The 24339-nt window shown below is 43.2% G+C and carries 28 protein-coding genes and 1 pseudogene; 8 read left to right on the forward strand and 21 right to left on the reverse strand.

Annotated features, from left to right (window positions below; genetic code table 11):
- Nucleotides 1–44 precede the first annotated feature (44 nt).
- Together IRE19_RS11135 and cls are read left to right on the forward strand one after the other, a co-directional pair.
- Nucleotides 45–875, forward strand: coding sequence for a squalene/phytoene synthase family protein (locus IRE19_RS11135; protein ID WP_191715552.1), 831 nt, complete (start codon nt 45–47; stop codon nt 873–875).
- A gap of 217 nt (nt 876–1092) precedes the next feature.
- A complete protein-coding gene (gene cls / locus IRE19_RS11140; RefSeq protein ID WP_203340433.1) occupies nt 1093–2547 on the forward strand; it encodes a cardiolipin synthase in 1455 nt (484 codons plus the stop codon).
- Between the two features lie 93 nt (nt 2548–2640).
- Here the strand turns inward: cls and IRE19_RS11145 are convergent, their stop codons facing one another.
- The 5 genes from IRE19_RS11145 to IRE19_RS11165 all read right to left on the reverse strand — a co-directional run bounded on the left by IRE19_RS11145 (nt 2641) and on the right by IRE19_RS11165 (nt 7136).
- A complete protein-coding gene (locus IRE19_RS11145; RefSeq protein ID WP_203340434.1) occupies nt 2641–3471 on the reverse strand; it encodes a M15 family metallopeptidase in 831 nt (276 codons plus the stop codon).
- Nucleotides 3472–3874: 403 nt separating this feature from the next.
- Nucleotides 3875–4120 (reverse strand): hypothetical protein, encoded by a 246-nt coding sequence (locus IRE19_RS11150; protein WP_191715548.1) that lies wholly within the window; start codon nt 4118–4120, stop codon nt 3875–3877.
- A 53-nt stretch (nt 4121–4173) separates the two neighbouring features.
- Complete coding sequence (gene yidC / locus IRE19_RS11155) at nt 4174–4953, reverse strand: membrane protein insertase YidC (RefSeq protein WP_191715547.1); 780 nt, start codon at nt 4951–4953, stop codon at nt 4174–4176.
- A 163-nt stretch (nt 4954–5116) separates the two neighbouring features.
- Nucleotides 5117–5902 carry a helix-turn-helix domain-containing protein gene (locus IRE19_RS11160; protein WP_191715546.1) on the reverse strand — a complete coding sequence of 262 codons (786 nt, stop codon included), beginning with the start codon at nt 5900–5902 and terminating at the stop codon, nt 5117–5119.
- Nucleotides 5903–6233: 331 nt separating this feature from the next.
- Entirely contained in the window at nt 6234–7136 is a 903-nt protein-coding gene (locus IRE19_RS11165) for a diacylglycerol/lipid kinase family protein (RefSeq protein ID WP_238943195.1), read from the reverse strand.
- A gap of 101 nt (nt 7137–7237) precedes the next feature.
- Here IRE19_RS11165 and IRE19_RS11170 point away from each other — a divergent pair, with 101 nt between their 5' ends.
- Entirely contained in the window at nt 7238–8368 is a 1131-nt protein-coding gene (locus IRE19_RS11170) for an MFS transporter (protein WP_203340435.1), read from the forward strand.
- A gap of 38 nt (nt 8369–8406) precedes the next feature.
- On the opposite strand, the gene IRE19_RS11175 is transcribed toward IRE19_RS11170, so the two are convergent.
- Both IRE19_RS11175 and IRE19_RS11180 read right to left on the reverse strand, forming a co-directional pair.
- Complete coding sequence (locus IRE19_RS11175) at nt 8407–8799, reverse strand: hypothetical protein (RefSeq protein ID WP_191715544.1); 393 nt, start codon at nt 8797–8799, stop codon at nt 8407–8409.
- A gap of 89 nt (nt 8800–8888) precedes the next feature.
- Nucleotides 8889–9341 (reverse strand): GNAT family N-acetyltransferase, encoded by a 453-nt coding sequence (locus IRE19_RS11180; protein ID WP_203340436.1) that lies wholly within the window; start codon nt 9339–9341, stop codon nt 8889–8891.
- A 94-nt stretch (nt 9342–9435) separates the two neighbouring features.
- On the opposite strand from IRE19_RS11180, the gene IRE19_RS11185 reads away from it, so the two are divergent.
- On the forward strand, nt 9436–9933 hold the full coding sequence (locus tag IRE19_RS11185) for a GNAT family N-acetyltransferase (RefSeq protein ID WP_191715542.1): 498 nt from the start codon (nt 9436–9438) through the stop codon (nt 9931–9933).
- A gap of 85 nt (nt 9934–10018) precedes the next feature.
- On the opposite strand, the gene IRE19_RS11190 is transcribed toward IRE19_RS11185, so the two are convergent.
- From IRE19_RS11190 to mntR, 6 genes are all read right to left on the reverse strand, one after another.
- Complete coding sequence (locus IRE19_RS11190; protein ID WP_203340437.1) at nt 10019–10606, reverse strand: DUF4064 domain-containing protein; 588 nt, start codon at nt 10604–10606, stop codon at nt 10019–10021.
- Nucleotides 10607–11052: 446 nt separating this feature from the next.
- On the reverse strand, nt 11053–11334 hold the full coding sequence (locus tag IRE19_RS11195) for a GNAT family N-acetyltransferase (protein WP_203340438.1): 282 nt from the start codon (nt 11332–11334) through the stop codon (nt 11053–11055).
- 17 nt (nt 11335–11351) lie between these two features.
- Nucleotides 11352–12320 (reverse strand): ring-cleaving dioxygenase, encoded by a 969-nt coding sequence (locus IRE19_RS11200; protein WP_203340439.1) that lies wholly within the window; start codon nt 12318–12320, stop codon nt 11352–11354.
- A 131-nt stretch (nt 12321–12451) separates the two neighbouring features.
- A complete protein-coding gene (locus IRE19_RS11205; protein WP_203340440.1) occupies nt 12452–13339 on the reverse strand; it encodes a DUF1002 domain-containing protein in 888 nt (295 codons plus the stop codon).
- A gap of 54 nt (nt 13340–13393) precedes the next feature.
- On the reverse strand, nt 13394–14254 hold the full coding sequence (locus IRE19_RS11210; protein WP_203340441.1) for a CvfB family protein: 861 nt from the start codon (nt 14252–14254) through the stop codon (nt 13394–13396).
- A 21-nt stretch (nt 14255–14275) separates the two neighbouring features.
- Nucleotides 14276–14698: a transcriptional regulator MntR gene (gene mntR, locus IRE19_RS11215; RefSeq protein ID WP_203340442.1), complete on the reverse strand. Its 423-nt coding sequence runs from the start codon at nt 14696–14698 to the stop codon at nt 14276–14278.
- 174 nt (nt 14699–14872) lie between these two features.
- Here mntR and IRE19_RS11220 point away from each other — a divergent pair, with 174 nt between their 5' ends.
- The gene (locus IRE19_RS11220) at nt 14873–15028 is read left to right on the forward strand and encodes a lmo0937 family membrane protein (protein WP_146558271.1); all 156 of its coding nucleotides are present in this window, start codon (nt 14873–14875) and stop codon (nt 15026–15028) included.
- Between the two features lie 165 nt (nt 15029–15193).
- On the opposite strand, the gene IRE19_RS11225 is transcribed toward IRE19_RS11220, so the two are convergent.
- The 3 genes from IRE19_RS11225 to IRE19_RS11235 are packed head-to-tail and all read right to left on the reverse strand — an operon-like array spanning nt 15194 to nt 18752.
- The gene (locus IRE19_RS11225; RefSeq protein WP_203340443.1) at nt 15194–16312 is read right to left on the reverse strand and encodes a GNAT family N-acetyltransferase; all 1119 of its coding nucleotides are present in this window, start codon (nt 16310–16312) and stop codon (nt 15194–15196) included.
- Nucleotides 16313–16333: 21 nt separating this feature from the next.
- Nucleotides 16334–18403 carry a heavy metal translocating P-type ATPase gene (locus tag IRE19_RS11230; RefSeq protein WP_203340444.1) on the reverse strand — a complete coding sequence of 690 codons (2070 nt, stop codon included), beginning with the start codon at nt 18401–18403 and terminating at the stop codon, nt 16334–16336.
- The gene (locus tag IRE19_RS11235; protein ID WP_203340445.1) at nt 18396–18752 is read right to left on the reverse strand and encodes an ArsR/SmtB family transcription factor; all 357 of its coding nucleotides are present in this window, start codon (nt 18750–18752) and stop codon (nt 18396–18398) included. Before IRE19_RS11235 ends, IRE19_RS11230 begins: the two co-directional genes overlap by 8 nt.
- 254 nt (nt 18753–19006) lie before the next feature.
- Here IRE19_RS11235 and IRE19_RS11240 point away from each other — a divergent pair, with 254 nt between their 5' ends.
- Nucleotides 19007–20473, forward strand: coding sequence for a SulP family inorganic anion transporter (locus tag IRE19_RS11240; protein WP_203340446.1), 1467 nt, complete (start codon nt 19007–19009; stop codon nt 20471–20473).
- 12 nt (nt 20474–20485) lie between these two features.
- Nucleotides 20486–20905 (forward strand): universal stress protein, encoded by a 420-nt coding sequence (locus tag IRE19_RS11245; protein WP_203340447.1) that lies wholly within the window; start codon nt 20486–20488, stop codon nt 20903–20905.
- A gap of 132 nt (nt 20906–21037) precedes the next feature.
- Here IRE19_RS11245 and IRE19_RS11250 read toward each other — a convergent pair whose 3' ends face one another.
- The 3 genes from IRE19_RS11250 to IRE19_RS11260 form a co-directional block, all read right to left on the reverse strand.
- Complete coding sequence (locus IRE19_RS11250; RefSeq protein WP_191715530.1) at nt 21038–21367, reverse strand: fluoride efflux transporter FluC; 330 nt, start codon at nt 21365–21367, stop codon at nt 21038–21040.
- On the reverse strand, nt 21364–21717 hold the full coding sequence (locus IRE19_RS11255) for a fluoride efflux transporter FluC (protein WP_203340448.1): 354 nt from the start codon (nt 21715–21717) through the stop codon (nt 21364–21366). Before IRE19_RS11255 ends, IRE19_RS11250 begins: the two co-directional genes overlap by 4 nt.
- Nucleotides 21718–22027: 310 nt before the next feature.
- Nucleotides 22028–22360, reverse strand: coding sequence for a hypothetical protein (locus IRE19_RS11260; protein ID WP_203340449.1), 333 nt, complete (start codon nt 22358–22360; stop codon nt 22028–22030).
- Between the two features lie 300 nt (nt 22361–22660).
- On the opposite strand from IRE19_RS11260, the pseudogene IRE19_RS18430 reads away from it, so the two are divergent.
- Nucleotides 22661–22798 (forward strand): annotated as a pseudogene (locus tag IRE19_RS18430) (DUF1541 domain-containing protein); the annotation flags it as partial.
- A 294-nt stretch (nt 22799–23092) separates the two neighbouring features.
- Here IRE19_RS18430 and IRE19_RS11270 read toward each other — a convergent pair.
- Both IRE19_RS11270 and IRE19_RS11275 read right to left on the reverse strand, forming a co-directional pair.
- Nucleotides 23093–23551: a hypothetical protein gene (locus IRE19_RS11270; protein ID WP_203340450.1), complete on the reverse strand. Its 459-nt coding sequence runs from the start codon at nt 23549–23551 to the stop codon at nt 23093–23095.
- Between the two features lie 330 nt (nt 23552–23881).
- Nucleotides 23882–24232: a hypothetical protein gene (locus IRE19_RS11275; RefSeq protein ID WP_203340451.1), complete on the reverse strand. Its 351-nt coding sequence runs from the start codon at nt 24230–24232 to the stop codon at nt 23882–23884.
- Nucleotides 24233–24339: the final 107 nt, after the last annotated feature.

Genomic DNA, 24339 nt, shown 5'->3' on the forward strand with positions numbered 1-24339 from the left:
ACATAAGAAGAATAAACGTCAATCCACAACAGGAGGAAATTGAGATGAGCAAAGTTTCGAATTTACAGAAAGAGTCCTTGCTTATGCTGAAAGAAACAAGCCGGACCTTTTTCATCCCAATCAGCTTTTTGGAATCTACCTTAAAGAAAACAGTCGGTTCTGCTTATCTTTGTATGCGGGCGATTGATGAAATTGAAGACCATCCAGAGCTTGAAGATCAAGTGAAAATCAACCTGCTGCGCAGCATTCAAGAAATGCTGGCTACAGATTTTGATGAAATCCGATACTTGGAACTCGTTTCTCCTTATGAAGCATCCCTGCCTCCTGTCACTATGCGTTTAGCTGACTGGATCAGTGTCTGCCCTGAAGAAATAAGAGGAAAAGTGATGGAGTCCACTGCCATCATGGCCGGGGGCATGGCCAAATGGGTTGAAAAGGACTGGGTTATCAAAACAAAAGAAGACCTGGATGAATATACGTATTATGTAGCTGGCCTTGTCGGAACGATGCTTTCGGATATCTGGCGCTGGTACGATGGAACAGAAACAAATGATGATCACGCCATTGCTTTCGGCCGCGGATTGCAAGCTGTCAACATGCTGCGCAATTACGATGAAGATTTCGAACGGGGCGTCACGTTTGTTCCTGAAGGCTGGACGCGCGAAGATATGTTCAACTACGCTAAAGACAATTTGGCAAAAGCAGACCTTTACGTCAAGCCGATCAAAAACAAACGAATTCTCATGTTCTGTAAAGTTCCGTTAGCTTTAGCCCATAGTACGTTGAAAGCATTGAAATCCGGAAAAGAAAAGATGAGCCGCCAGGAAGTCGAAGGCATCGTCGAACAATTGAAACAAGAAGAACGTTTAAGTTGATTTTTCCGGCCTCGCTTTATCAGGAGGCCGGTTTTTTTAAATCTTTTAGTTTTCCCTTCAGACAAGAGGAAGTTTTTTCTATACCATTAGTTTCTTCTCTCTATAACCCGGGTAGTTTATACTTGAACTATCCAAGAAAAAGCGAGTAATTCCGCTTGAAACCCTTAATTTTATTGGTTTGGTTTCTCCCATAGATTGATAAGTTAGGAGAATGACAATGACTGTAACTATTTTCAGTGTATTAACTGCCGCGATTTTCATATTCAACGTTATTCTGGCAGCAGCTCTGGTCTTCTTAGAAAGACGGGATGCCTCTTCCACATGGGCATGGCTGCTGGTCCTATTTTTCATTCCTATTTTAGGATTCTTTATTTACCTGTTTTTGGGAAGGCAGCTCCGCAAGAAAACTCTTTTTAAATGGGAAGGCAGCAAACGCGTCGGTATTGAACACTTGATCGCTACGCAAATGAACGAACTGCATGACAACAGTTTTGAATTTCAGGATCCCAATGCAAAAAACTATACGGACTTGGTTTACCTCCACCTTCGCAACAACGGAGCTTTGTTGACACAAGACAACAACTTGCAGATCTTTAATGATGGTCGAAAAAAGTTCAATTCGCTTCTTCAGGATATCGAAAATGCCACTGATCACATCCATATCCAATATTATATTTTCCGTTTGGACGAACTGGGCAACCGAATTGTAGATGCTTTGACTCTTAAAGCTAAAGAAGGCGTTAAGGTTCGCTTGCTTTATGATGATATGGGTTCCAGAAGAATAAGCAAACGCCTGTTCAAGAAACTCACGGCGGCAGGCGGAGAAGTCGAAACCTTCTTCCCTTCCATCTTGCCGATTATCAATCCGCGGCTCAATTACCGAAATCACCGGAAAATCGTGGTGATTGATGGGGACGTCGGTTATCTCGGCGGCTTTAATGTCGGAGATGAATATTTAGGGCTTAGCCGAAAATTCGGCTATTGGCGGGATACGCATCTGCGAATAACTGGAAGTGCCCTTTACCCATTGCAGACGCGTTTCATCCGAGACTGGAACCAAGCGTCTGCGCGTCATGATATCGAATATGACGAAGCTTACTTTCCGGTAAAACAGGAAACAGGAAACACTTCCATGCAGATTGTTTCGAGTGGACCGGATGAAGAATGGGAACAGATTAAGGACGGTTATTTGAAGCTCATCAACTTGGCGCGCGATTATATCTACATACAAACTCCTTACTTTATACCGGATGCCAGTTTCTATGATGCTATCCGCATTGCGGCTTTGTCAGGAATCGATGTTCGGATTATGATTCCAAACAAACCCGATCACCCTTTCGTTTATTGGGCTACTTATTCCTACGCTGGCCAAATGTTGCGCGCAGGAGCCCGCGTCTTCATCTATGACAACGGCTTTCTGCATACAAAAATGATTGTTACAGACAACAAAGCGTCTACCGTCGGCACTGCTAACATCGATGTCAGAAGCTTTAAATTGAATTTCGAAGTGAATGCATTCATTTACGATGAAAAAGTATCCACCGATCTTGCAGAACTATTCCACCGGGATATGAAGCTTTCGACGGAATTAACCTATATGATGTATTTGGACCGCACCCGCATGATTAAAACCAAAGAGTCGATTGCCCGTTTACTGGCGCCTATTTTATAACAACAGAAAGTTACGACTTAAAAAATGATAGAGAGTCCCCAATATTTTACTCAAAGAAAAACGTCTCCGATAAACCGGAGACGTTTTTCCTTTCTATACACCTAAATATTCTTCAAGCGTGATTCCTTTTTGATGAATTTCTTCAGCAATTTCTTTCCCTACGTAACGGAAATGCCAAGCTTCATGCATATACCCTGTAATGTGTTCACTGCCTTCTGGATAGCGAAGGATGAACCCGTATTCGTGGGCGTGCGCTTTCAGCCACTTGCCTCCTTCAGTATCACCGAAGGACGAGGAAGCCCAGTGCTGTTCTTGGCCTGCTTCGCCGATATCAAATGCGAGGCCCGTCTGATGTTCCGAATAACCAGGGCGTGCGCTGTAGCGGTCTGCCGCTTCTTGGCCGTCTTTTGCTGTGTAGCCTTCGTATAATTGCTTTTGGCGTGCAAAATCGCGATACGTGCTGAATGCATTCAGGTTGAGGCCATCTTTAGCGGCTGCCGCTTTCATGGTTTCAAAAGCTGCACGTGCTTCCGGGACTTCCCCAGGGGCGTATGTTGCAGGCAATGGATGCTGCTTATTGGCGATAAGTACACCATTGATTAAAGTGGGCTCTGTGGGCAGCACACTGTCTTCAGGATAAATGGTCGCATCTGTTTTTTCTTCTGATGCCGGTTCTTCTTGTGCGGGTTCTTCTGTTTCTTTAGGTTCAGCCGGTATTTCTACAGGCTCCTCTTTCTTCATCTCTTCAGCGGATTCTTCACTTGTCATCGATTCTGCTAAGGCTGTCATGCTTTTTTCCACATCCCAGTCATGTATGTAAAACCACGCCGCTGCTAAAACAGCCATTATTGCTGACAAACTAATCACCATCCATTTTATATAGAACTTTTTATCTTTTGTTTTTTTTGTACCCATAGATTTCATACTAGGCCTTCCTTCTATCAGCTTCTTTATTATTCTATCATTCTTGTTGGTGGATTTCTTCCGTAACAAGTAGCATTTTTCCCAAGCTTTTTTCTTCTCTAATGGATCGAATTTTTTCTAGAAAAGAACTCTTCGAACAATCTGTAAAACAGTTTTGACTCACTTAAAAATTTAACGGCCATTATTTTTACTTATATTTATTTAAACACCCCCCTAAGACCCATGTTTTTTACGAATAACTAAGTATAAACACATAAGGAGCTGTAAACATTGAATCATATATCGGAACGTGATATCCAGGTGTTGATGAACCGGTTGGATACACTATTAGAAGAACGCTCGAAAGAAAAGTACGAATACATAGAAACAGCGCAATCTCAATGAGATCGCGCTGTTTTTCATTCTACATTAAAATGGTTGCCAACACGACAAAGAACAGCAGTCCGAAAATGATAGCCATACCGAGCATCCATTTTGCCTCCCGGTGCATTCCTTGTGCTTTCATGTGTCGATAACGAAAACTGTTTGTCAACACAAACAACAGCGTCATAAACAATACTGCCACTTCCAGGTAACCAAAGATCAAGAAGGTCAAGGCAGTGATACTTAATAAGGCAATGCCTATTCCCTGTATAAGTTTCATATTCATGTAAGTATCTCCCCAAAAAAGAAAACCGGCAATATTTGCCGGCCTCTTCTAAATTATTTTTTATCTTCTACTGCTTCAAGCGCTTTTTCCGGATGATTCGAATAGAATTTACGGCCGATGAATGTTTGGATGATCAACAAGATTCCTCCAACTGCCCAGTAAACCGGTAAAGCTGCCATCGATGTGAATGAAATGAACATAATCATAATTGGAGAAATGTAAACAAACAGCTTCATCTGCTTTTGCTGTTGTTCTGGCATCGTCCACAAAGATACTTTGGCTTGGAAGAAGTAAACCGCACCAGCAATCAATGTCATGATAACATCCGGTGAACCCAGGTTAAACCATAGGAATTCGTGTGAACGGACATCTGGCGAGTATAGAATGGCAAAATAAAGACCCATGATGATCGGCATTTGGATAACAACAGGCAAACAACCCATGTTCAACGGGTTTACCTCATGCTTTTTGTAAAGTCCCATCATTTCCTGCTGCAATTTCATCTGTTCTTCTTTATCTTTCGTTTCTTTCAAACGCTTTTGGATATCTTCCATTTCAGGACGCATCTTATCCATCTTGACTTTCATTCCTTGCTGGCGTTTATAGGTACGCAGCATGAATGGCATTAACACCAAACGGATAATAATGGTAATTACAACAATAGCCATACCATAACTACCGCCGAACAATCCCCCTAAATAATCCAATGAGAAATCAAATGGCTTCACAAAGATGGAATAAAAGAATCCTTCTTTGTTTTCAACAGCGGCACATCCACTCAATAAAACAGCAGCTACCGCCATCATCATCAATAATGTAATTTTCTTTTTCAAATTAGTCACCTTCACCTTTTTCAACTACTAAGAAGTATAACGATAAGCGCTGCAAAATTCAATCCGTGAGTAAAAGACCGATGGATTTTTTCATTTTTGTGACGAAATTACGGCATGTCTTCTTCCTATTCGTATGCAAGAAAAAAAGGAGAATTTCTTCTCCTTACTTGGCATTCGGCAATGTATAGCGGAAATACGGAATGTGCTGGCTGTCACGGAATTGCTTTGGTGTGACGGCTGTGTATTTTTTAAAAATCCGCGTAAAGTAACTTTGGTTGCAGAAGTGGAACTGCTTGGAGATGTCTGAAATGCCTTTATCCGAATGGCGAAGATAGTATTGCGACTCTTCCACACGACGGACATTCAAATATTCAACAAGCGTAATGCCGGCATGTTCTCTGAAAATACGCGACAAATGGCTGGTTGAAATATTAAAATGCTTAGCAATTTCTTCAACAGACAAATCGCGTTCTACTTCGTCATTGATGTAAATAACGACTTTGTTGACGGTTTGGTGCCCGAAAGAAGGTTGCTTGCGTTCAGAAATGATCGATACAAAAAATTCAATCAGCTCATCTGCAACGAACATGAATTCAGAGTCGTTCATATGTTTGTCCACTAACTCTACGCAAGCGGAGTTAAAGGCAAATGCTTTCTTAGGTGGTACACGCATTTCATAAAGTTTACGTGCCATAACGGAAGATAGGATGATGAAATAATTGCGGATAGAGCGGATGATATCTTTTTCTGGACGAAGCGAAAGCATATCAATCAATTCTCTCAATGTTTCTTTTGCCCGCTCTTTTTCCAAATGGTGAATTTCATACATCAATTGCGTTTCAATTTCAAAAAACTTATCCAATCCCTCAACCTGGTTTAAGTTTTCTGTCTCGTTCATAAATATTTTTGAAATCGTTTCTTGTATAGATGGTGCAGTGATAAGATTCATCGTTTCCCCGTCTTTCTTTGTACAAGTTTGTGCTGCATCTCTCAACTATATACTGAAATAGCGCAAAATAATAGAGATATGCTGCTATTATTGTATATTTTTTATGTAATTTGCTCTAGTATAAAAAACACAGTCTTGCGCCTTCAGTAACGTTTTAATACAAAATTTATACTATATTAAACGAAATCGTTTTAAAAAGGTTCCATTCCTACTTTTAAAAACTCGATTTTAACAGAATGACAAAACAAGCCACAGCAGAAAAATGACTTGTCCTGTATTCCTGTTCCGTACGCCATCGTTTCAGCCCCTTTAAAGGGTGAATTCCATTTTTTTATTCCCCGGCATCATCGGGTGGAATGAGTGCACGTATATGCTGCGGCAATACCTCAATCATGAAGGGAGTCGTACATCCTTCGTCACCGTCAATATTACAGGACATCGGTTCACTGGTTTTAATAGACACTTTGGTCGTATGGACCGCTTCCACCGCCGGATCTTCTTCCAGTTTCCCTCTTAGCACCGAAGTTGCAATGCGGAGAAATGCGGGCAGAGCTGCATTTTTCACGATATATAGATGCAACAGGCCGTCATCCGTTAAAGCTTCAGGGGCTAATTTCTCAAAGCCGCCTACTGAATTGGTCAATGCGACCAACACCAGTTTTGCTTCTCCGGACCATGTTCCATGATCATGCTCAATTTCAAAGTATGTTTCTGTATCTGCTGTGATGGCTTTAACACCTTCAATAAAATAGGCTAATGCGCCCAATTTGGTTTTCTGCTCTGGATCAACATCGTAGGTGGACTCAGCGATGTCACCAATTGCCAATATATTCATGAAGAAATGCTCTCCAACCTTGGCAATGTCTACGCGCTTTTCATATCCTGTTTTAAGGGCTTCAATCGCTTCCGGCGGGTCGAGTGAAATTCCCAATGCACGCGCAAAATCGTTGACGGTACCAAGAGGGATCAAGGAAAATAAAGGTTGATGCTCTTGCTCTGCTATTCCTGATACCGCCTCATTGATGGTGCCATCGCCACCCATTGCCACAACGAAATCATATTTCTTTTCACAGGCTTCAGCTGCAAAATGCGTGGCGTCTTTCGCTTTTTCTGTTTCTCTTGTATCGACTTCATAGCCCATGGATGCAAGCGTTTCTTCTACTTGCTCCCGGTATTCGGACGCGCGTTCTTTTCCTGCGGATGGATTTAATATGAACATTGCTTTTTTCATCATCAGACCTCCGATGGTATAATACGGCTATAGTTACATTTGTCCCTGCCTTAGGGTGAACAAATCCAGAAAACTGCAATTTGTTCAGGAAAGTAGGAGCCGCCTTGCGTATTTTTATTTATCTCATTATCTTCTTTGCTTTTTTTGATTTATTTGCCCAGCTGCCCATCATGAGCACGTATGCAGTGTCTTTAGGCGCCAGTCCCTTTATCGCCGGATTGGCGGTGGGCATGTATTCGCTTTCCAATACATTCGGAAACGTCATTTCCGGTATTTTTTCCGATCGTAAAGGACCTTTTAAGATTTTAGTTGTTGGCCTATTATCTACGAGCTTTGCATTGTTCAGCTATTCAGCAATAGAAGGTCCTTACAGCCTTTTAGCTATCCGCTTTTTCCACGGAATTGCGGCAGGACTGACTGTTCCGGCTGCCTTCACATACTTAGCCAATCGGACAGAAAGCACCAAACGAGGAAAAGGCGCAGCGTTGTCGGGTGCATTCGTCGGGCTCGCCGCTATCGTCGGTCCGGCTTACGGCGCAGTATATACCAGCCGCAATGACGTTCCACAAACCATGTTTCTTACCGGTATGTTGATTTTGCTGATTGGCATAGCTGCGTTTTTCTTGTTGCGGCAAACAGCCATAACCAAAAACAAAACGGCCAGGAAAAATGTTGCGCTCATGGATATTCTGAAGAACAAAGGGTTGATCCGCTCTTTTTCGGGCGCATTCTTTCTGATGTTTTCCCAAGGGGTTTTGGCTTATATGCTGCCGCTCAAAGTTGAAGCGCTTGGTTTGGATTCTCAGCTGAGCGGTCTGTTGTTAAGCGTTTTCGGAATTTCAGCTATTTTGGTTTTTCTGCTCCCCATCAATCGCATTTTTGATGTCACAAAACCTATCTATACTTTAATCGCCGGCTTTACTGTGATGGGTGCATCGCTGCTTTTTTTGAGTACAGCATCCATTGAATCCCTACTGTATGCTAGCATGTGTACGTATGGAATCGGCTTTGCTCTGCTGTTCCCTTCAATCAATTCACTGTTGATTGATTCAACGGATGAAGCATCGCGCGGACGGGCTTATGGGTATTTTTACGCGTTCTTTTCCATCGGTGTTGTTGCTGGCTCAAGCATTACAGGAGCATTTGCTTTAAGCCCCAATCATGGATTTATCGTCAGCAGCCTTCTCTTATTGGCAATTGCTTTATTGAATTGGTTGACGGTTAAGAAAGAATAATCGGCAGTAAAAAGGATGGTCCTGGACCATCCTTTTTCTTATAAGTTATCTGTGCTTATTTTATTTTCCGGAGATGCTGATGCCGTATTTTCAGCTTTTTCGCTGCCGACATCGTTTGATGATAATTTTACGTCATCCTTCTCTTTGTCCTGTTTTTTTTGTTGCTGCTCGTTGTAATACTGGACACTTGCGGAAGCTCCGCCTTCAGCGACCATTTTGTTTTCACGTTTTTCGGTAGTGCTTGGCGTATCCGTGGTTTTTGAAATCGGGTTGCCGTCTTTATCCAGGTTTTGTGATTCCATGTAAGAGTTCACCTTCACTTTCGCTTCATTAAAAGCCTTTGTGGCTTTTTCGCGGTTTTCAGGGTTTTTGAAATATGCATATGCTCCCGCAGCTAATCCTGCTAATAAGAGACCTCTTCCTCTTGCCATTTACAGCACTCCTTCATCAATCAATTTGGTTATTACAATATATTTACCCTTTTTTTATGAAGCTAATCCTTTATTGTATGTCAAAAGTATTACATTTTGCTGTTCGTTAATTTCATATCTACATGCGGAATGCCGTCTTCGTCATAGCTTTCAGAAATCGGTTGGAATCCGAAAGATTGGTAAAACTCCTGAAGATAGACTTGCCCCTGCAGTTGAATTGCCGGTGCCTTCCACTCGGTTAGTATGTAATCAATACTGTGTTCAAGCAGTTGCTTGGCCAATCCGCGTCCTCTGGCTTCTTGTCGGACAATGACTCTGCCAATGGATGGCAGGTCGTACTTTACACCACCTGGGACTAGACGTGCATAGGCTTGGATGACCCCATTTTCACTGTAAAGCAAATGAATGGATTGCTGATCCAGATTGTCCAGCTCGGGGTATGGACAGTTTTGTTCCACTACAAATACATCAACTCGCAGCTTCAGTACCTCATATAGTTTTTTTGCCGTCAACTCTTCGAAATAATAGGTCTTCCAGTCCATATTCAGCACCCTCCTTTTGTTTCTATTATTCCACATTAGTGGCTATTGGGCTGTATTTTTGATATGATTACAAAAAGAATTTAGAGGTGATTACATGATTCGTACCGGTACATCTGCAGATATTGCATCTGTTCAAGAGATTGCCAAAGTTAGCTGGAATGATACGTATGCCGGAATCATTCCCTCTACCATCCAACAAAGCTTTTTAGATAAATCCTATTCTACTCCGATGATGGAGATGCGTTTAAAGAGAACAATCATATTGCTTGCGGAACATGAAGGCCAGCCCGTCGGCTTCGCCAACTTCACGAAAGTCGATGAAGATGGCGATGCCGAATTGATCGCCATCTACATGAAACCCGAATTCCAGCGTTCGGGTTATGGCAAACAATTGTTGAACAGCGGTTTGAGCTACCTGCTCAACGGCAACCAGCTCTTTGTTTATGTCGAAAGCGAAAACAGTAAAGGCCGCAACTTTTATGAAGCAAATGGCTTCGAGCTGCTGGAAGAGTTCGAGGAATTATTCGAAGGCCATCCACTGCAAACAGCCAAATACGTTTACAATTTGAAAACAGCTGCCACTGCTTTATAGGCAGCTGTTTTTTGTGCACTCATCAAAATAGGCACCTTGGCAACTATTGCCAAGGTGCCTATTCGTTCTTTTAAAGCTCATTCACTTACAATGGACGATAAGGTGTATCGTCGTCATTGCGTGTTGTGGTTGTGTCATCGCGGCGCAATTCATCTTCTCGACGAACGGATTCTTCTTTGCGGCGCAGCTGATCTTCCTGGTACTTGAAGTCATCATCGCGCAAGTTTTGATTGTTTGATGCACGCGGTTTGCGGACAAAGCACATAATAGCGGCAATATAGAACAAGATAGATGTCAACGATAGAAGTCCGGCAAATAATCCGGCAAGAATAAAGAAGACTCCTGCCATAGACGCTTTTCCTCGTTTACGGAGATTGACCAAAGCAACAATGGCGAAAATTGTACTTAACGCCAACAGCGCAATCAATACCCATCCTACGATATTGAAGCTTGAAGACATCATATCAATAACCATTTGTGCTTCTTCCGGATTGGAGAATGCAGGATCTGCCATAATTTCATCTTCTATATATTGTTGGAACTCCGGTGTACCTTGAACACTCGAATAACTCGCCATTCCAAATCCGATTAAGGCAATTGCCAAAATGTTAAAGACGATGCCGATGATCCCAAGCACTTTTTCTCCCGCTCTGTTAACTGTTTCTTGATTCATTCATTCCACCTCTTCCTATAGTCTCTTATCAGTATACGTACAAATAAGGATTTGGTTACTTAATTATTCTGTTCCCTTAAAAAAACTAATAAAACCTGTAAGGACTGTCCAGCATTCCAGGTAGATGAAGCAATAGACTTTTGTCAAAAAAATGTTTAATGACGTTTCAAAAGGGTAGAATATTAATAACAAAGATTTGAAAGGAGTTCTAAAAAATGGAAAAAAATCTAATTTTTAGTCAAGCTGATTTCATGTATGGTGTTGGAGGAGCTTCAATTTTAACTGCCATTGTATTCTTTATGACAAGCATTTAAAAACGGAGGTAACGAATGATCAATTACATATGTATAACATAGCAAAAGCAATCCACTCAACTGATAGAGGATTGCTTTTTGCGTGCCTAAAAATTCAGCAAAGCCGAAAACCTTCATCAAAGTGTAGGTCCTTTATATTTTAACGTCATCGTATTCTTTATAGCGATCAAAAGCCGTTACAGCATAAGAACAAACCGGCTCCATTTTAAAGCTGTTTTCACGGGCATAGTCGGCCGCCCGATCTAATAGTTTTTTGGCAAGTCCCTGGTTGCGCATTGATTCGTCTACAAAGGTATGTTCAATGACCATAACATTCGCTAGTTCTGTCCACGTAATTTCCGCTTTTGTTTGGCCATCTTCTTCAAGTCGATACGCAAATTCGTCACTGCCTAATTCGATTAATTTAAAATCCATTTCCATTCTCCTCCTATTCATTGATTAATACTCAACGGACGAAGAGATGCTTCGATTTGAGCACGTTTAGGCTCTAAAAACGGAGGCAATGCCAAGGTTTTTCCTAAAGCGTCCATCGGTTCGTCCGTTGCAAAGCCTGGCTCATCTGTTGACAGTTCAAAAAGAATGCCATTAGGCTCACGGAAATATATCGCTTTGAAATAATAGCGGTCTACTTCTCCGGAAGTCATAAAACCATTGGAACGCAAGTATTCATTCCATTTGCTGTAGTCTTCGTACGTTTTGACACGGAACGCCACATGGTGGACGCTGCCTCGTCCCGGTCTTTCGGGCGGTAGGTCTGAACGTTCCTCTAAGTGTATTTCGCCAGCGGGACCGCCTTTTCCTGTCGAAAAGACTAAAATATCTTTTTGCCCGTCTACCGTGGACGGATAATGGCCAATTTGTTCAAATCCCATAATATCTGTCAGAACGGCAGCTGTTTTATCGCTTTTTCGGACCGTCAAGCGTACATGGCCTAATCCGACAATGGCGAACTCTTCGGGAATACCGGCTTTTGTCCAAGGGATACCATACTCAATGCCACTCCCGTCATCGACAACCAGCATTAATCTGGAACCTTCGAAATCCTGGAAAGTCAAAGTTGGACGATTAAAACGCTGTTCAATTTTGCCGTGTGGAACTTCAAATTCATCAAAACGCGCGAGCCAATAATCCAACGCTCCTTCACTTTTTACGCGGAACGCCGTATTGCTGATGCTCGAAACACCTGGATGCGTGCGTCCGGCCATTGGGATATCAAAGTACGTCATATCTGTGCCTGGGGTTCCGACCGCATCTGCATAAAATAAATGATAGGATGACGGATTGTCTTGGTTAACGCTTTTTTTCACTAAACGCATTCCTAAGATCCGTGTAAAAAAGTCATGATTGGCATCGGCGTTGGCTGTTAAAGCTGAAACATGGTGAATTCCTTCTAATTTCATATCAATTTCCTCCTAATTATCTTGAATTCGAGATATTAATTTCATATTATCACTGTCTTTTCACGCGCGCAAGCTATCACACTTTAAACCAAAAACAGGCAAGCCCCATAAATGGGACTTGCCTGTTCAAATTAATTCAACCAGCCACGGACAGTATCAGCAAGATTTCTGAAGAAAGTTTTTACACTTTCCCAAAAGCCTTCATCATTGACGACTTTGCCGATTTTGTCTTCGATGGTCTTACTCAAATCTTCTAATTGTGTGGACCATTTGGAAAAATCGATATCAAGCTTACGAATGCGATCCATCAAATCCACCAACAATTGGCGGTCTTCTGGGCTCAGTTCAATTTGGAGCTTACTCAATTGCTCCTCCACAATCTGCTCCACTTCTTCACGCGAAGCTGGATTCTGTTCAGCAATCTGTTTTTTGATTTCAGTTAACAATTCGCTGACTTTAGCATCTTCCACGCCGCCGTCTGCAAGTTCCGTTGCAACGGTCAATTCGTCATTTGCGACGTCTGTCCGTTCGGGGTCGAGCTCTTCACCATTTACTTCATAGGCTTTATAGATCCCTACAAGTGCCGAGTGGCCAGTTACCGCTTTAGGTGCTGCCACTTCCACGGTAGCATTTTCAATACCTGCAGTGAGCATGGCATTGCCGTACATTTCAGAGGTTACCTCAGTAATGTTGTCAGGCGTTACAATTTCAATCACCAGTCCAGCACCCTCATCTTTGCGCGTGATTTTTGCAGATGAATACATGTTGGCACGAGAATCGCCATCTTTAATGTACTTGATCAGATCCTGGCCCGTCACTTCAATTTCTTCTACATCCACTTCTCCAGCTACATCCAGGCTTTCAGCAACAGATGCTTTTTCATCTGCTGATAAATTGCCTCCGTAAACCACGATCGGCAGACCGAATTTTTCGTTGATGCCGACATTTGCCGAACTGTATGATGGCAAAACAGCAGATAGCGTAAACAGTAATGCTATGGCAGTGAGTAATTTTTTCATTAGTATATTGCCCCTTTCTCCAAATTAATACGAAATCAATTTGAAAAGGTTCCTTTACTTCGTTGACTTGGTCCAGCCATCTTCCTGGATAATTTGGCGATTTTTATACAATTTGCCGAGTGCACGCTTGAATGCCGCTTTGCTCATGCCGAAAATTTCCTGGATTTCGTCCGGAGAAGATTTATCGGTGAATGGCATCTTGCCGCCCGATTCTTCGAGATAACGCATGATTTCTTCCGCGTCATCTGCCAAACGTTCCTGTTTTCTTGGAAGCAATGAGCCGTTAAGTGTGCCATCGTCTTTTACATCGATGATGCGGACAGTTTTTTCTTCCCCTAGGCGCGGTTCTTCATGGCGTTCTGTTTCGTGAATAAAAATACGGTACATTTCAGGAACCGATAGCATAAAGGTCCCGACTGGCAACAACCGGTAAGCGCGTGCCTGCAGGTTTTGGTTAAAAGCGGTTTCTGGTGCAGGCTGCATCAATTCCAATACTTTTTCTTCCGTTGCCAAGCGTCCGTATAAATCGCCATGGCGATCTGTCCGAAGCGTCATGAAAATATGGTCGCCTTGCTTCGGCCACAATTCCATGATTTGCGGAAGATCAGCCGGCAGCAGATACACTTCACGGGTCGTACCAATATCCACTACTGCACCTTCACGTGGAGAAACTTTCAATACTTTTGCCCAGCCATATTCACTTGGCAGAATATGAGGAATCATCGGTGTTGCCGAAACGCCTCCTTGGCGGTTGCGGTAAAGGAAGACTTCAATTTCTTCTCCGATTTCCTGACCTTCTTCTATTTCTGATGCGTTCATCATTACTTCGTCGCCTGAACCATCCGATAAAATCCACTGAGACGTTGAACGGTCTTTCACTTGCAATGTCGCTTTCAATCCTGGGTGTAAAGCCATAATTAGCTCCTCCTATTTCTCTTAACTTTCTTTTTCTTCTTTATTCAGCTGTTCCAGCTTTTCCGTAAAATCCGGGCTTTCTTCCAACAGTTGGACCAAATCGGCAATCCGATCGATTGAATTCCAGCTTAAATGGTGCTCGATTCCTTCAACATCCCCGTAGATCCGTTCTTCATCTACACCGATCAACCGAAGAAATTGTTCAAGCAGGCTGTGCCGCTCCAATAGGCGTTTGCCCAGCTTCTGGCCCCTTGGCGTCAAAACCAGTCCTCTGTAGCGTTCGTATATCAAGTAGCCGTCTTTATCCAGCTTCTGCACCATTTTAGTGACAGAAGAAGGCAGCACAGATAAGGCCTCCGCGATATCCGAAACACGCGCATAGCCCTTTTGCTCAATTAATGAATAAATGATTTCAATATGGTCTTCCATACTTGGAGTAGGCAAAGTTCTTTCCTCCCTCACGTAGCTATGTTCAGTTTACTATACCGCCATCATTGAAACAACTGGACTTGCCGTCCTTAAAACAGTCCGTTTTTTCAGAAAGGTTTAAGCTAAATACTGTCAGGGTAGTTATTACTATAAGCAAAATAGTTATTATCGAAAGGGCAGGTGAAAAACATGGGACGTATTCTTTGGATTATCTTAGCAGTCATTATTGTAGTATGGCTTATCGGATTCTTAATGGACGTAGCAGGCGGACTTATACACATTCTTTTAATTATTGCAGCAATCGTTTTAGTTATCAATTTAGTAACTGGACGTAAGGGCGTATAGCCACAGTATTAATTAAACAACAGGGTTGTTTCAACAGTCATTGTAAATGGCTGTTGGGACAGCCCTTTCTTTATGTCTGTTATTCAACAACCCAATAGGAAAAGCAGGAAGGAAAAGTTAGTGATTTTCCTTCCTGCTTTTCAGTGTCAGGGAACTCCATATACTTTATTGACGGATTTTGGCGTAAATGCATGTATCCCGAAGTTTATTTCCTACTTTAGAAATCGTATCATTGCGCAAGATGCCTTCCAGCTCGAAATCCAGACGGTTGGCTACTGCGCGGCTGCGGACATTGTCCGGATCGCAACGGATTTCAACCCGATTGGCCTCCAACTCCTCAAAAGCAAATCGAGTAATGCGCTCAACTGCTTCCGTGACGTAGCCTTTGCCTTCATAACGGTTATCGACCCAATAGCCGATTTCAAATTTCCGCACTTCCCAATCAATCCGGTGAAGCCCTGTAGAACCGATAAATTGCCCGGTTTCCTTCAAAAAGAAATGCAGACGCAGATCCTTGCGCAATTTGAAATTCGCTTCAGCTTCAATCAGCGTCGCTTCCGTTTCTGCAAGATCCGGCTCCTGTTGCGCAAATGGCAACCAGGGGCGAAAAGCTTCCAATGAATGCACAACCGCTTCATAGCTTGCCTGTGCATCTTCTCTTCTTGGCGCCCGTATCAGCAGGCGTTCCGATTCGAATTCTTCCGGAAAATCGAGCAATACCGGATTGAAAGGCGGTTCTTTCGCTTCCACCACCGCATCATCCCACAGGACCGGTGTCGTGATGCCGGCCTGCCAGTCTTCGCGCGTCATCCCATAAGTTACGGCATCGTAATAGCGGTTTTCCCGCGGAGAAAACCAGGCTTGCCGCATATGTGCTTCTTTGACAAATCCTGTCCGTTCAAAAGCTTTGCGCATCGCAAAATTGTCATGACGCGTATTGCCTTCCAGACGGATTTTCTTTTCCGGCAATGAAAAGACGAAGTCAGCAACCATTTTCAACGCCTTCGGGCCGTAACCTTTATTGCGGTACGGATCTGCAATCCGCAAATCGAAAAGCGGGATATCATCCTGCAGGTCGAAGATTTTGACTAAGCCCACTTGCAGGCTTTCCTCGTTTTCTATCCAAAAAGTCGTGACTTGATCTGATTTATAGCCGCCTTCTTCGATGGTCTTCTCAATCAAGGCGCGGACCGGATGTTCGTGGCCGTGAAATGGCCACGAATTCGTTGTCATAAAATGAATCAGCTGTTCTTGTTCTTCCATTGTCCACTCTGTTAATTTCAATGGTTACCCTCCAAACCTACCTTACTTCTGGACTTTCACAAGACGCAATGCATTCAAAACCACCAATAAGGTGGCACCCATATCTGCGAAAATCGCAATCCATAAGGTTAACCAACCGGGGATGATCAAAAGTAATGCAAGAATCTTGAGCCCCAATGCAAAGACGATATTTTCTTTTATTATACGCAATGTCTTTCGGCTGAGTCGAATCGTATAAGGCAATTTCTCCAAATCGTCAGCCATCAAGGCGATATCCGCTGTTTCCAGAGCTGCATCTGTCCCTGCTCCACCCATAGCAATGCCGATATTTGATGCAGCAAGAGCCGGTGCATCGTTAATGCCATCGCCGACCATCGCTACACGGCCATATTGTTGCTGCAGACCTTTGATCGCTGACAGTTTATCTTCAGGCATCAACCCAGCCCGAACATCGGTTACACCAATTTCCGCTGCAATAGCCTTGGCTGTTGCAGGATGGTCCCCCGTCAGCATGATGGTCTGATTGATGCCCATCGCTTTCAGTTTCTGAATGATAGAAGGGCTTTCTGTACGGATGGCATCCGCTACTGCGATGATGCCCAGTAAAGTTGTTTCTGAAAATACAGCAGTGACGGATTTTCCGCTCTTCTGCAGTTTACGCGCTTTTTCCGGAATGTGTAAGCCCTTCTCTTCGGCCCACGTCAGGCTGCCGACAGAGATAGTTTCTTCATTGACAACTGCATAAGCGCCTTTGCCTGTTACGGAATTGAAGTTTTCAGAAGCATAAACACCTGCCGCTTCTTTTGTAATGGCTCTCGCCAAAGGATGCTGCGACATGGTTTCCACCGATGCCGCAAGTTTCAACAACTCTTCTTTCGAGACAGTCCCTTGGACTAGAACATCTGTCACTTCCGGATACCCTTTGGTCAATGTTCCCGTTTTATCAAAAGCGACCGCATTGATACGGCCCGTTTCTTCCAAATGAACGCCGCCTTTAATGAGCACACCTTGGCGCGCAGCATTGCCGATGGCCGTCACAATAGCTACCGGAGTGGAGACGACCAGTGCACATGGACATCCAACGACAAGAACTGCCAAGCCTTGGTACACCCACAACTCCCAGTTCCCCGTTATAAAGCCAGGCACCAATGCAACCAAAAAGGCGATGGCGATGATCGCCGGCGTATAATATTTGGCAAACTGATCAATGAATTTCTGTGTCGGTGCTTTTTCAGCCTGCGCTTCTTCAACGAGATGGATGATTTTTGCAATGGTGGTGTCTTCCACACGTTTCGTGACGGTGACTTCAAGCGCCCCTTCATCATTCATCGTACCAGCAAAAACTTCATCTCCCACCGTTTTGACTGCAGGAATCGACTCTCCTGTAATCGCTGCCTGGTTGACGGCGGACTGTCCGCGCAGGACTGTGCCGTCCATGGCGATTTTTTGTCCCGGCTTCACAAGTAGAATGTCTCCAATACGGATGTCTTCCGTATCCATTTCGGCTAATTCCCCGTCGCGCTGAATCAATGCCCGTGCCGGAGCCAGATCCATCAGGCTGCGGATCGACTGGCGCGCTTTGTTCATGGAGAAAGACTCCAATGCTTCGCTGACAGCGAACAGGAACACGACAACCGCTCCTTCACGCCATTCGCCGATGATCACCGCACCGATGATTGCAATCGTCATCAAAGTTTTCATATCAAACTGGAATGTGCTGAGGTTTTTCAGCCCCGTCCAGAACATATGGTAACCGCCGATTGCCATAGATCCGCCAAAGAGCGCAATCGACCAAAGGTGTGTTTCACCCGCTTGGAACGAAACGATGATTCCTGCAATCAGCAACAACAGGGAAAAAGCTGTTTCGATTGTCTGGCGGCGTTGGTAAAATGGCACTTGCTTTACTTTTTCTTTTTCCGGATAGACGCGGATATGATCAAACGCTCCCGCTTTTTCAAGCGCTTCAATGGATACGTCTCCATCAACCGTCAATTTAGAGGCACCAAAATTCAAATTGACATTTCTGATTTCCGGCAATTCGCGGACATTCTTTTCGAATTTGGCTGCACAGCTCGTGCATGACAAGTTTTCAAGACGATAGGTTTTAACCATTTTCCACACCTTCTTTCGTGTGTTCATGAGCGATTGTCACCAATTGACGAACGTGGTCGTCAGACAAGGAATAATAAATCTGTTTTCCTTTGCGCTCGGATTTCGCCAAGGCGCGCTCTCGCAAATAACGCAAATGATGGGAAGCCGTAGCTGTGGAGGAGCCAATGACTGCTGCAATGTCACAGACGCACATTTCTTCTTCTATCGTTAAGGCATACGCAATGTTCAGCCTTGTTTCATCTGCCAATGCTTTGAACAGGTTGGCAACTTCACTCAAATTGGCCATACGCTTCTGCACATGGTCCACCACTTCCGGATTGACTTTGGTCACTTCACACAATTCTTTCATCTTGCCACCTCTTTCATTCAAACGAACATTTGATTGTTAACTTCAGTATATATCTCTCTGCTTTTACAGTCAAACAGCGATTTGAATGAAGCATATTTACACTCTGAAAAAAAGGTGGTACAGTTTTAGCTGTTGCTGTGCCCCGGGACTTCTTTGAGAGTAAGGAGTCATGTTACCCCATTCTCTCTGCTATGCTAAGCAAGCATAGTAAAGAGAATCATCAATTCATTTTATATAGAAGGAAGTGCACTTGTTTGAATACCTTATCTTATAAAGAGCAATGGTTTGGCAATATCCGCGGAGACATTTTGTCGGGAATTGTGGTAGCCCTTGCGCTTATTCCGGAAGCCATCGCTTTCTCCATCATTGCCGGAGTCGACCCAATGGTTGGCTTGTATGCTTCGTTTTCCATCGCTGTCATCATTTCCTTTGTCGGCGGCCGGCCCGCTATGATCTCCGCCGCCACCGGTGCAATGGCATTGGCCATGGTGTTGCTGGTCCGTGACCACGGGCTGGATTACCTGTTGGCTGCCACTATCCTGACGGGTGTGCTGCAGTTGATTTTCGGCTTTTTGAAAATCGCACGCTTTATGAAATTCATCCCCCGTGCTGTCATGATCGGCTTTGTCAATTCACTGGCCATCCTGATTTTCATGGCACAAGTGCCGTTCATTTTCGGCATCAATGCCATCACTTACGCGTTTGTGGGAATCACGTTAGCGATTGTCTATATCCTGCCGCGGTTCTTCACAGCCATCCCGGCTCCTTTGATTGCCATTTTGGCGTTGACAGGTGTCGTCATGTACAGCGGCATCGACATGCAAAATGTCGGCAGTTTGGGCACCATTTCCCAAACCCTGCCAAGTTTCTTCATCCCGAATGTTCCGTTCAACTTCGAAACGCTGCAAATTATTTTCCCGACAGCACTGGCTTTGTCCATCATCGGTTTGCTTGAGTCTTTACTGACGGCATCGATCCTCGATGATGCTACAGAAACCGGATCGGATAAAAACCAAGAAGCCCGCGGACAAGGGATCGCCAACATCATCACTGGATTTTTCGGCGGCATGGCTGGCTGTGCAATGATTGGCCAGTCCGGCATCAACGTCCAATCGGGTGGCCGTGGTCGTTTGTCCACGTTTGTCGCTGGGGTTTTCCTGATGTTCCTGATTATCGTCCTTGGCAATTGGGTTGTTCAAATCCCGATGCCGGTCTTGGCAGGAATCATGGTGATGGTATGCATCGGAACCTTTGATTGGGGATCCTTCAAATACTTGGTGACAGCTCCGAAATCAGATGCCGTCGTGATGTTATTGACTGTCGTTGTTGTCGTTTACACACATGATTTATCTAAAGGCGTATTCGCCGGCGTCATTTTAAGCGCAGTCCTGTTTGCTGCCAAGATTTCCAAAGTGGAAGTCCGCAAAGAAGGATTGGAGTCCGATGCGTCGAATAGATATACCATACACGGACAATTGTTTTTTGCGTCTTCCCAGGACTTTGTTTCTGCATTTGATCAGGTGGAGCCGTCCCAAGGAGTCATTTTGGACTTTTCCGATGCAACCGTCTGGGACGATTCAGGCGTAGGAGCCATCGACCGGGTGATGAATAAACTTCAAGCCCAAGGGCAAACCGTTGAAATCACCGGTTTGAATGCTTCCAGCCAAAAACTTGTAGATAAATTGGCGACATACGGTAACGCAGGCAAGAGTACACATTAAGGGGGATGCTTCATGTACGAGAAAATTTTAGTTGCAGCTGACGGTTCGGACCATTCGAAACGGGCCGCTCATGAAGCGGTCAAGATGGCAAAAGCCAATCCACAAGCTTTTGTCACCTTGCTGTACGTTATTGATTATGAAAAAGCACGAACTGAAATCCTGCATGGCCAAAGCAGCGACGAAGTCCACTTCGAACGCCGCAAGCACTTGGCACCGCTTGAAGAAATCTTTCGTTCAGCCGGTGTTGAGTTTGAAACCAAAACACTTCATGGTGCTCCGGGACCGACCATCGTCAAGCATGCCAATGAAATCGGCTATGATGTCGTATTAATCGGCAGCCGCGGATTGAATGCGCTGCAGGAAATGGTTCTGGGCAGCGTCAGCCATAAAGTGGCCAAACGCGTCCAGTCCCCTGTCATCATCGTCAAATAAATCCAGCCGCTTTTCGGGATTTCTGAAAAGCGGCTGGATTTTTATTTTATTGCTAATTTATGAGCGTTCGATAGAATTTGTGGGCGTTCACAAAAAAACTCCTGCAATCGCCGCAGGAGTTTCAGAGATTTATCAAATTAAAACATAGCCGAGGCTGAACAGCCCAATGCCGCCGGCTAAAGTTGCGCCAACATAACCGACAGCGTGCAGCCATTTGCCGTCTTCCAGATCTTTGACAATATCCAAAGCCATGGTCGAAAAGGTCGTGAAGGCCCCGAGAAAACCAGTAATCCAGAAAGACGATAAATTGCCGCTGCCGATAAACAGGCCAAGCGTAAATGAGCCGATGCTGTTGACCAGCCAAGTTGCAGTTTTTGGCTGCCACATTTTACTCTCGATCAGCAAGTAAAAAAAGTAACGTGTAATCGCCCCCGAAAATCCGCCTATTGCGATGCCGATCATGACGCCACTCCTTTCCTGCCGACCCACAGCCCTGCAGCTGCCGACGCTACGCAAGCCGCCGTCATGCTCCCGGCAAACGCTATGCCCCACCAGACGGACGACTCCAGGTAATGGAACCAATCAGCGGAGAAAGCAGAAAACGTCGTAAATGAACCCAGCAGTCCTGTCGATACCAATAAGCGCAGTTCCGCGGACTGGCGACTCAAACGGACTGCTGCCACACCGATCAGAAAACTGCCAACTAGATTGACAATCCATAGCCCGAGCCCACCCGTGACTGCCATATAAACACCCGCCCGCAAAAGCGAACCCGCCATTCCGCCAAATCCTACTGCCAGTATCCGTTTCATCTCATACGCCTCACATCTGTTTTTCTTCAGTATAACTTATTGAAAAACATCATGTTTATTGGCTGTTTTAATGGAGGGCATCATTGTTGCGCTTCACTTTGCTTTAATTATTACGACTGCATGATACCCTTTTCGACACAGCTAATAGAAAACTCGAATTTATATTTAGTATTTGCCGCTAACTTCCGATAAGCCCTCGTATGTTAATCAAGAAAATGTTCCACAACGTTTTTTATTTTATTCTGTCCGCTTTGTAATGGCTATTCCGCTTTTCTTTAATAGATCCAGCCGTAAAGAAAAGCTGCATCACTTAGAATCCCATCAAATCTAACATATGAAAGTCATTCAAGATAATCCGATTTCCACATCCCCTACAGGTAAAACTCAGTTCAAAATCGATTGTCTCTGAAAACGCATTTTCTGTAATCCCATCTTCCAGAATTCGCCTTCTTTCTTTATTCGATTTTGCCTTGCCTATCTTGTCGATGAACTCGTCTTGAAAATTTTCAATCACTTCGTTCTTCCAACTCACACCTACTCTGAAACTTTGTTCGATTGAGTGAATACCAACTTCTCCATCTTTCTTAGGTGAATCAAACTCTTCAATGTTCTCACAGTCTTCGCAGATGACCTGAATTTTCATTCCCACTCCCCCAGTTAAAAGAATGTTGTTGGAATCTTACAGCCAATTTCGTTTTACGCTTTCAACAGTTTTACGTTAATCGCGAAAATCTTGTAACCAGTGGTCCGCCATCAATTCTGCACCAGTTTCCGGTAGGTCTTTTTCGACAGGCCAATCAATAAAACCCCATTGTCCGGCCCACTGCTTCCTTCGATTTTTCAGCTTGGAAAAACCCACTATTCTTCTGTTGATTATAAAAAGAAACTATCGAGAAATGATGGAGAAAATTCAGTTTCCAAAAACTTTTTTCAATCATATGGAGGAGTGGATGGTGCAACGGCTACGATTGATTCAGCCAAGGACACAATCGTCTATATGATCGATTTCACCCCTACGAGCGGCGGTGAATTGATAACCAATCACAAATGGGTGACCGAAGAGGAATTAACAGCGAAATAAAAGGAGTGAAGTTATAATCTCTTCAAAAAGAAAGACCAAAAGCGAAAAAAATTCGCTTTTGGCCTTCCTTTTTTCTAGAAATAAATTTCCTTCTCCATCGGTCTTCTTCCGATGACTTCATGATATGTATGCCAGGCAGTGAATACATGAATAGTATTTTTAAATGTAACGAAATTAATGAACCGGATTTAACTTTCTTTAAATCCTATTGCATTGAAACCCCTTAAGAAAGTTAATCTTTTCGCAGGCAACTGCTATGCATCTCATTGAACGAAACAGCTTAGTGCAATTATTTTAGTTGTATTGATGAAAATCTGTACCTGTGGGTGTGATCGATTTGATGTATGCTATGTTTTCTTCACTGAGACTCGGAGCAAAAAACTCGGTTCCCCAATGCTCAGAGTGAAAAAGAGGAGTATTGTTTTTAATAAAGAAAATCGAAAACCATTTTAATTTGCCGTTTGTTTTTAGGTTCTTGTATAACAAGTGGTTTGATATATTATCCGTTTTGCTTCCTTTAATAACAGTAACATCTCTACCATTTACTATTTTAAAAGAGTCTTTGAACAACAAGGTCGTTTCCTTAATAACATCTTTTTCGTCATTCCAGCAATGGATTTCGATGATATTTGATTGCTTAATAAAATAGCTTATCAAAGGAACCCAGTAATCATAATTTTCGTTTTCAGGGATTGGAAAGGTATCCAAGTCCTCAGTAAATGTAGGGATAGTAAAATGTAATTTATATTTCATTTTCATAATTCCTTTCTTTTGAAATGAAACAGGGAGATTGTTTTGCGTCTTATCTCATTCAAACTGATCATGCATTTACATTTTTCTTATTTGATGTACACTTCTATTTGGAATCCATATGCTTCCTTCAACTAAACCACTTCGTTAGTTCGTTAATTTATAATTATAAAAACGTACTGAATCGCCTTTTCAATGTATCATTTTTTCTAGCAAATTCACTTTTTCTTCTTATTTTTACAACTTCACTAGAATAAGGAGTGCGAATGTAACTTAATTAACAATAAGTTACATTCAAATCAAAGAATTTATAAAACTAAAGTTGAACTGACATTACTTTGCAGCATCGTTTTTGTTGTATAAATCTTTATAGCTAACGACCAGAAGAATGAAAACAAATACCAGGAGCATAAAACTTCTAGCATTGAATCCATCAGTCGCTGAATTCTCATCAAGTATAATGCATCCCGTTATAGCTAATACGCTAATGACACCAAAGAGAATAAATAACGGCTTCTTTGTTGAGAAATACCTGTGCTTTACTTCAATTATTAAATAAACGATTGCGAAGATAAGTGAAGCAATACGAGTGAGAAATAAATATTCATACTGAAGAAAAAACGTTGCAACTAATAAGCCGATCAATGCCAAAATCACGATTATAGAACTTATATTTTTTTTCATTACAAACTCCTTATATTTCATTTTTGTCTAAACAATATTCTTTAATATTTTAACTAAGTTTGAATGTAACTTAACTGCACTTAAGTTACATTCAGTTACTAGTCTTT

Origin of the sequence: Planococcus beijingensis, assembly GCF_016820615.1 — a bacterium.
GTDB classification, from domain to species: Bacteria; Bacillota; Bacilli; order Bacillales_A; family Planococcaceae; genus Planococcus; species Planococcus notacanthi.